Annotated in this window: 11 protein-coding genes; 1 reads left to right on the top strand and 10 read right to left on the bottom strand. The window is 52.7% G+C overall.

Features of this window, described 5'->3' with window-relative positions:
- The 10 genes from modE to M6F29_RS12415 form a co-directional block, all read right to left on the bottom strand.
- Positions 1-577 (bottom strand): molybdenum-dependent transcriptional regulator ModE (gene modE / locus M6F29_RS12410; RefSeq protein ID WP_366526000.1); only part of this gene is annotated, 577 nt, incomplete at its 3' end.
- Positions 513-1,247 (bottom strand): sulfate/molybdate ABC transporter ATP-binding protein, encoded by a 735-nt coding sequence (locus M6F29_RS10630; RefSeq protein ID WP_298159590.1) that lies wholly within the window; start codon positions 1,245-1,247, stop codon positions 513-515. The genes modE and M6F29_RS10630, both read right to left, overlap by 65 nt.
- Positions 1,238-1,903, bottom strand: coding sequence for a molybdate ABC transporter permease subunit (modB, locus tag M6F29_RS10635; RefSeq protein WP_298159593.1), 666 nt, complete (start codon positions 1,901-1,903; stop codon positions 1,238-1,240). Before modB ends, M6F29_RS10630 begins: the two co-directional genes overlap by 10 nt.
- Positions 1,904-1,920: 17 nt before the next feature.
- Positions 1,921-2,124, bottom strand: coding sequence for a TOBE domain-containing protein (locus M6F29_RS10640; RefSeq protein WP_297480250.1), 204 nt, complete (start codon positions 2,122-2,124; stop codon positions 1,921-1,923).
- Positions 2,121-2,927: a molybdate ABC transporter substrate-binding protein gene (modA, locus tag M6F29_RS10645; RefSeq protein ID WP_298159596.1), complete on the bottom strand. Its 807-nt coding sequence runs from the start codon at positions 2,925-2,927 to the stop codon at positions 2,121-2,123. Before modA ends, M6F29_RS10640 begins: the two co-directional genes overlap by 4 nt.
- A gap of 56 nt (positions 2,928-2,983) precedes the next feature.
- Positions 2,984-3,178: a CCE_0567 family metalloprotein gene (locus M6F29_RS10650; RefSeq protein ID WP_297480256.1), complete on the bottom strand. Its 195-nt coding sequence runs from the start codon at positions 3,176-3,178 to the stop codon at positions 2,984-2,986.
- A 27-nt stretch (positions 3,179-3,205) separates the two neighbouring features.
- Positions 3,206-3,679, bottom strand: a complete 474-nt coding sequence (locus M6F29_RS10655) for a NifX-associated nitrogen fixation protein (protein ID WP_298159600.1) — start codon at positions 3,677-3,679, stop codon at positions 3,206-3,208.
- Between the two features lie 122 nt (positions 3,680-3,801).
- Positions 3,802-5,181, bottom strand: a complete 1,380-nt coding sequence (gene nifE, locus M6F29_RS10660; RefSeq protein ID WP_298159604.1) for a nitrogenase iron-molybdenum cofactor biosynthesis protein NifE — start codon at positions 5,179-5,181, stop codon at positions 3,802-3,804.
- Between the two features lie 265 nt (positions 5,182-5,446).
- On the bottom strand, positions 5,447-7,177 hold the full coding sequence (locus M6F29_RS10665; RefSeq protein ID WP_298159607.1) for a methyl-accepting chemotaxis protein: 1,731 nt from the start codon (positions 7,175-7,177) through the stop codon (positions 5,447-5,449).
- A 26-nt stretch (positions 7,178-7,203) separates the two neighbouring features.
- Positions 7,204-7,458, bottom strand: a complete 255-nt coding sequence (locus tag M6F29_RS12415) for a hypothetical protein (RefSeq protein WP_366526001.1) — start codon at positions 7,456-7,458, stop codon at positions 7,204-7,206.
- On the opposite strand from M6F29_RS12415, the gene M6F29_RS10670 reads away from it, so the two are divergent.
- The coding region (locus tag M6F29_RS10670; RefSeq protein ID WP_298159610.1) for a hypothetical protein at positions 7,352-7,663 on the top strand (312 nt) is incomplete at its 3' end. The two genes, M6F29_RS12415 and M6F29_RS10670, sit on opposite strands and share 107 nt — an antisense overlap.

Raw genomic sequence — 7,663 nt, forward strand, 5'->3', positions numbered from 1 at the left:
CCACGCTTTCGGCCGTAATCACGGAAATAATTTCGTTATGGTCGTCGAGGCCGACTTTTATCTCGGCATTGACCGCGCCCTTGGTGATTTTCCTGATTTTCCCTACAAACTGGTTTCTGGCACTGGTTCTCATCGAAAACCTTTTATAAATATCTTGGAGATGAGTGAAACTTTCCATATCCGTCGCCAGATCCTCCATTACCCCCTGAAATTTCTTTTCACCTTCCCGAAAAACCTTGACCAGTTGCTGGCCATGCTCGGTCAAAATCGTTCCTCCTCCATGGCGCCCCCCGATGGACCGTCGTACCAGCGGATGATCGGACAGATTATTCATGGTGTCCACGGTATCCCATGCGGCCTTGTAACTCATTCCAATCGCTTTTGCGGCCGAGGTGATCGACCCGTGGGTGGCAATCGCTTCAAGCAACGTTACCCGCTGATCTCCGAGAAAAGACAAGCCATTTTTTTCGAGCAGAAGGTGGGCCTTCAATTTTGAAAAATTTTCCATGGAGTTAGAATGAAAAAACAGGTTCAGTGTGAAAAGCGATCCGTCCCAGTAATTCAGAGACCCGTTCATTGAGGGGATGCTTGACGATCTCGATGGGATCACCCTCCTGCACCACGCGACCCTGTTCGTAGATGATCAACTTGTCTGCCAAAGACAATGCTTCGCCCAGATCGTGGGTGATCAGAATCATGGGAATCTTCAACTTTCGCTGAAGCAGTTTGAGTTCCGTCCTGATCATTTTTCGAACCGCGATATCCACCGCTGCCAATGGTTCATCCAGCAATAGAATCCCGGGTTTTCTCATCAAGGCCCGAGCCAATGCCACCCGCTGCTTTTGCCCCCCTGAAAGCGCCCCTGGGTAACGGTTCTCCAACCCCTCAAGTTGAAACAGGGCGATCATTTCCCGGAACTCGCCAGTTGCCTGGCCCGACGTTCGACGACCGTAAAGAATGTTCTGGCGCACGGTCATATGTGGAAACAATGCATAATTCTGAAGCAAATACCCGATCTCCCTCCTTTGAGGCGGGAGATCGATGGATGCGGAGGAATCCAGAAAAACCTGCTCACCCACTTGAATATAGCCTTCATCGACCGCCACAAACCCGGCAATCGCCTGCAAGGTCATGGATTTACCTGACCCCGATGGGCCAAAAATCACCGCGATTCCCTCCTGGGCAGCCCAGTTGACATCGAGCGCGAATCCTTCAAGATTTTTCTTCAGGCGGACAGTCACATCCATCTGCCGCGACTCAGTTTGCCTGACAAGTAAATGACGAACACTGAAATGCCCGTCAGCACCCAGGTCAGTTGCCCGGCCCTGGCATCATCGCCAACTTGAAAAGCAGAATAGAGGGACAGCGAAAGGGTACTGGTCTTTCCCGGAATATTTCCTGCGATCATCAGCGTTGCGCCAAACTCTCCCAATCCTCGAGCAAAAGCCAATACCACACCCGCCATGATTCCGCCCCGTGCCAACGGCAGAATCACATGCACAAAAGTTTCCCACTTCGACTTGCCCAGGCTGTAACTAATCCTGATCAAGTCTTCATCCACGGACTCGAAAGCAGATCTGGCCACCCTGACCATGAGCGGCAAGGAGACGATGAAGGCCGCAATCACTGCCCCTTGCCAGGTAAATATCAAGGACCACCCCGTTAACCGGTATAGCGGCGCCCCGATGATACCTTCCCGCCCCAGCAACACCACCAGGCAGTAACCCACCACTGTGGGGGGCAACACCATGGGAATGGTTACCACCGCATCGATGATATTTTTTCCCCTGAAATCACAGCGCGCCAGGACAAAAGCCAACGCCATCCCGAACAGGGCGACCAGCAGAGTGGAACTGGTCGCAACCCAGAGCGAAATCTTCAAGGCGGAAAGGAATGAAGCCATGTCGTTCTACCCCCCCATTACTTCATGATCATCACTTCGGTTGATTTGATCAACGCAACCACATGGTCTCCCACCTTGAGTTCCATCTCTTCGGCACTATCCCGGGTAATGACCGACACGATCATGTTTTCTCCGGATTTCATGGTAACCTGGCACTCCACTTCACCTTTCTTGATCGCAAGAACTTCGCCCGCCAGTTTGTTCTGTCCGCTGATTTTCATGATGGATTCCTTTGGTTGGATTGATCGGCTCGGCACTTTCCCATCGTCTTGAATCCGAACCTGGAAAATGCTTCTCTCCCTTCAGGCCCGGCCAGAAAATCCATGAACTCGCGTGCCGCCTGGGGGTGAGTTGACTGTTTCAAAATGGCCACCGGATAAAGGATCGGTTCGTGGGACCCATTGGGCGCAACCGCGATAACCCGGACCCGATCTTTCATGATCAACGCATCGGTGGAAAAAACCAATCCCGCATCGACGTCTCCTCTGGCCACATACTCCAATACTTGTCGCACATTTTCTCCGTAAACCATCCTGTCTTCCGGCAAACCGGAGAGTCCCTGAAATTTCAGAATCTCTTTGGCGTACCGACCTGCGGGCACGAAGCCCGGATCTCCCATGACCAGACGAGGGACTCTCGCCAGATCCGAAAACCCCCGTATCGAGGCTGTACTGGCTTTGGGAACGATCAGAACGATCTCGTTCGATAGTAAATTGCACCGGGAATCATCCCGTATCCGTTTTTTTTGCTGAAGCGCATCCATTTCTTTCCCGGAAGCACTGATGAACAAATCCACCGGTGCCCCCTCCTCGATCTGTTTCTCCAGGGGGCCAGAAGCCCCCAAATTGAAAAAAATCGTTTCATCAGGATGTCTGGACTGATAAACCTCCTTCAGAACATTCAAGGCATCCGTCAGACTGGATGCGGCAGAGACCATCAACTCAGCAGCTTCCCCCTGAGCAATCCACAGGAAAAACAGAGCCGGGAACCAACCCAACCTCACCCCCGCTAACCTTTTATTCATATAAGTCCGTACATAACGCATGATGCTCTCCGGATTTGGGCAGGGTGAAAGCATGGTCAACTCGACCCGCTCATCCGGTTTTTCATTTCATTCAGATTCTGGTAGGCCACGAAGGTTTTCTGAGCCACTTCCATGATCCTCTCCCATCCAGTCGGCAGGTCCTCCGACAGATCGTGCAAATCCATCTTCAACGCCGTCGCCTGAGCATTGAGTTTCTTCAACGCCAGTTTCATATCATTGGCTTCATCCATGATTCAATGTCCTTGTTCCTTTGTCAGTTAACTGTATCTGGCGACTTCCGGAAATTGGGAAATCATGCTCACCCCGGCCTCCACCAGTTTTCCCCCTTCTTCTGCCAACTTTTCCATGCTGGGAAAACCGAAGCGATGCACGTCTCTCAATTGCTTGTTGACGACGATCAAACGCCCGGCAATCAGAACCATCCGACCAAAACCTTCGTGATGCATCTTCATCATGGGACTCACCATGACCTTTGTCTGTTGTTCGATAGCCATCCCAACCGCGTTATAGAACAGTTCCAGACGCCAAATGGTCTCGGGGTCCGGATCGCCCATGATCGGGATGGTCTTTCTCTTTTCCTTGTCAAGAAGATAAGGCTCCAGCAATACTTCATCGCTTTTCTTTTCCCAGGTTCCATAGGAATCCTGGGCGCGCCACTGTTTGACCAGTTCCTTGACAAACACGGATTCCATTGCAGTTACCTCTTTGGCTTCAGCCAATGCATGACTCATTACACCCCCCCTCAATAGTCAACCACAGAATTGCCCCCCATACCTCAGAGCCCATAATCCAGCACCCTCCTCAAAAACAGTCTGCTCGAATCTCGATGCAACCCGAAATCAGGAAAAATTTCCTACTCCCAAGGCGCCGGCTTCCGCACCTGCGCCCATATCGGGTTATAGAGTGCCTTGTCGATTTCATGAACCAGAGCCACCATTCCATCGTAACCGGCGTAGGCATGATGTCTTTCCTGATTGATGTCAAGCCAGGGCATTTTGGCCTTGAGGGCGACAAATTGCGATCGCCCGCCCGACAACATGATCTCCGCCTTGGCATCCTTGAGCATCGCGTACATCTCCCTGGGAGACATGTCATCGATCATGTGAGCGTCCTCCCCCATTATTTCCTTGATTCTTGCCTTATCCTCCAGGGTGGATTTCTTGACACTGGTTCCAACGATTTCCATGCCGACTTCCTGCAGGGCAGAGACCACAGACCAGGACTTGACTCCTCCGGTGATCAACAAAACCTTACGGCCTGCCAGTCGCTGTCGATAGACCTCGAGTTTTTTCCAGGCTTTCGACTCTTCCTCGGCAATCAATGCTTCAGTGCGCGCCAGCAAGTCATCAGGGGCACCTTGCTGAACGAGCAGTTTCGCCGTCTGCCGCAGGGACTCGCTCATGTCGGAGATCCCATAGAAAGAACCCTCGAAATACGGAATTCCATAGCGCTCTTCCAGTTTTCTGGTGATGTTGATCATGGCCTTCGAACACACCATCATGGTGGCACGAGCCCGATGTGCCCAGGCAACCTCCCTGTATTTGGCATCACCGGAGATACAGGACAATACACGGATGCCCAGACGCTCAAACAGGGGCAGGACTTGCCACAGTTCGCCGGAAAGGTTGTATTCACCGATGATATTGATATCATAGGGAGTCGTATATTCAGGTTCTTCCGTTCCAATGACATAATCCAGCAAGGATTCCCCCGCCAGTTTATTGCCGAGATTCTTGTTTCCCACAAACCCGGGTGAATCAACCGGAATGACGGGTTTCCCGAATTTCCTGGTCGCCGCCTTGCACACGACTTCGATATCGTCGCCGATCATGGCGGTCACGCAGGTCTGGTAAACAAAGACAGCGGGAGGATCGTACTTTTCGATGATTTCGCGAATGGCTTTGTAAAGACGCTTTTCACCCCCATAAACCACATCCAGTTCACCGATATCGGTGGTGAACCCGGTCCGGTAGAGACGTGATCCAGAGGACATGGCACTGCGGTTGTCCCAGGAATTTCCTTCGCAGGCAATGGGCCCATGAACCAGATGGGCTGCATCGGTAATCGGCTGTAAGGCAATCTTTGCCCCATCAAAAGCACAGCCCCCCGCAGCAGCACCAGGGACCAGTTGTTTGGTACAGCCCTTCTTTCGTTCCTTTTCCGCCTTCCCCTGGTTTTTCTCGCAACCAGGCTCATTGAATACTTCCTGTATCTTGATATTGAGTCCGGCCATGATCAGTCCTCCAGAATGATGGCGACCCTGCAGCCCATGGGTCAAAGGAAACAAAAGCAATTATCGTGCCATTTTCAACCCATTGATTTTATTAAACCATGATCCTGTTGCAAAGCAAACAATTAGAACAAACGAAACAATCACCCGGAGCAGGACAAGTCGCCGGATTTATCAGGGTAAAGAAAAAGAGGTACGCAAATGGGGCATCTGCAGAAGAATACGCACCAGACTGGATAGCGCGCGATAACGATGGCCGTCGGTGAGGCTATAACTTGAATCGCCCGGTCAGTTGATTGAGTTCACAAGCCATGCTCACCAGCGCCTTGGTGGCCTCATTCACCTGTTCCGCCGACTCTGCATTATTCTCCGCCCCCTGGGCAATCTGTTCGATACGCATCGCCACCTCATGGCTGGCGGCACTCTGTTCCTGCACTGCCGCCACGATGTCGGAAATTCCCGCCACCATCTTTTCCGACTCCCGGGCAATTTTGTCGATGGCATTCCCTGCTTTTCCGGCCTGCACTTCCCCATGCCGAACCTTCTCCACCACGAGATCGATCATGCGAATCGCCTCCAGAGTGCCTTCTCGAATTCCACTTGATACTTTCCCGATCGTTTCGGCGCTCTGGGCGCTCTGCCCGGCCAACTTTCTCACTTCATCGGCCACGACCGCGAACCCTCGTCCCTGTTCCCCGGCGCGCGCCGCTTCAATGGCTGCATTCAGGGCCAGCAGGTTGGTCTGGTCGGCAATCTCCTTGATGGAACCCACGATCTGCGTGATCTGCCCTGCACGCTCCCCCAGATTCCGAACGGCATCCGAGGCTCGCAGCACCTCCTTGCTGATCACGATCATGTTGTCGACCACCTCCTGAACCGTGGTCATTCCTTCCTTGGCTTCCAGCAACGAACGGGCCGAAGTTTGTCCCACCATGTTCGCGTTATCGGCCGTTCTATCGATACTCGAGGAAATTTCCCCGACACTGGCTGTTGCTGCCCGAGAGAATTCGGACTGCTCCAACGATATCCTGGCTGCTGACCGGGAAGCCTTCTCCGTCTCCAACGTACGGGTATTGATGTTTTCCGACGTGGACATGATTCGGTCGATGATGGCGCCCATCAAGACCTTGGTGGACTGGACCTTGTCCAGCAGCGTGCCTACCTCATCTTTTCCACTGATGTCTGCCGGTCGACTGAAATCCCCTGCCACGATCTCCTCGAGGTGCTGTGTCACGGTCAGAAGAGGCCGCGCAACATAACTGCGTGACACCCAACTGAAGATGAAAAACAGCAGAACTTGCAAGACGACCTGTGCCGCCAGCAATGTCAGGACGATGACGTTCAGGCGGGCAAATTCTTTTGACAAATCCGCCGTCTGACCGGAAGCCCCGCTGCCTGATCCTACATGCCCTTGATGACAAAGCAAACAGTCTGCGGCATCATCGAGAATGTTCGAGCGAATCTGCTGATAGGTGAGGAAGGTAGAACCCGTCAACAGCACGAACAGGAGCGGCTGAACCATGACCTGCATCTTGTACTGGACAGACAGACCGGAAAACCAGTGTTTCAGGGAAAAAGGTAGGGACGGAGCCTGCGTGGGATATCGTCGATAGAGCGCTTCAGCATCCAGAACCTCCTGACGTGTAGGCTTCTTTCGATACGAAAGGTAGCCCTCGACACGCCCATTCTGAATGATGGGAGAAACTGTGGCCAGGACCCAGTAATGATCGCCATTTTTTGCCCGGTTCTTGACAAAACCGCGCCAGACACGACCCGACCTGACTGTTTTCCACAAGTCGGCAAAGGCCCACTGGGGCATATCGGGGTGACGCACCACATTATGACTTTTCCCGGCGAGTTCAGTACGCTCGAACCCGGAGATACGCACAAAAGACTCGTTGGCATCGGTGATGATGCCTTTCGGATCGGTGCGCGTAACGAATACGACCGATTCAGGGTAATCGATTTCATGCTGCGTGACGGGCCCGTTGTTTTTCATGAAACATTTTACTCAGCGCAAAAAACCTAAAAGACCACCAGGATGGGCTCATCTGAAACAATATACTGGCAGGCCAGGCGCCATCTGGGCGGAATGTCCTTGAACATGGGCTGTTCGCTCTCGGCCTTGGACAGTTTCCCGTCCCGTACGAACTGGATCCTTTCGAGATACCCTATGGTTATCCACTTGGGAGTCCGCCGCATCGGAACTATTTTCACAGCACAAGCCCCGCACTTTCCCTCCCCACACACGCAGTTCCTGCGCAGGTTGTATCGCTCCATCAATTCCAGCAAACTAAAACCGGGAGATGTTTCCACGACCAGTTTATCCTGCATCGGTGGCGTCAAAAATGTCACCATCACCATGGTTCACCCCATTTCCGGAGTTCGAACGCGACAACAAGGGGTGAAGAGCGATGCTGTGCCCGCCACCCCCGACCTTGCTTCAGCGAATGATGTCGAAGCTATAATCGCTCTTGGCAGGAAT

It is taken from the genome of Ferrovum sp., from assembly GCF_027317285.1.
Taxonomy (GTDB): Bacteria; Pseudomonadota; Gammaproteobacteria; order Burkholderiales; family Ferrovaceae; genus Ferrovum.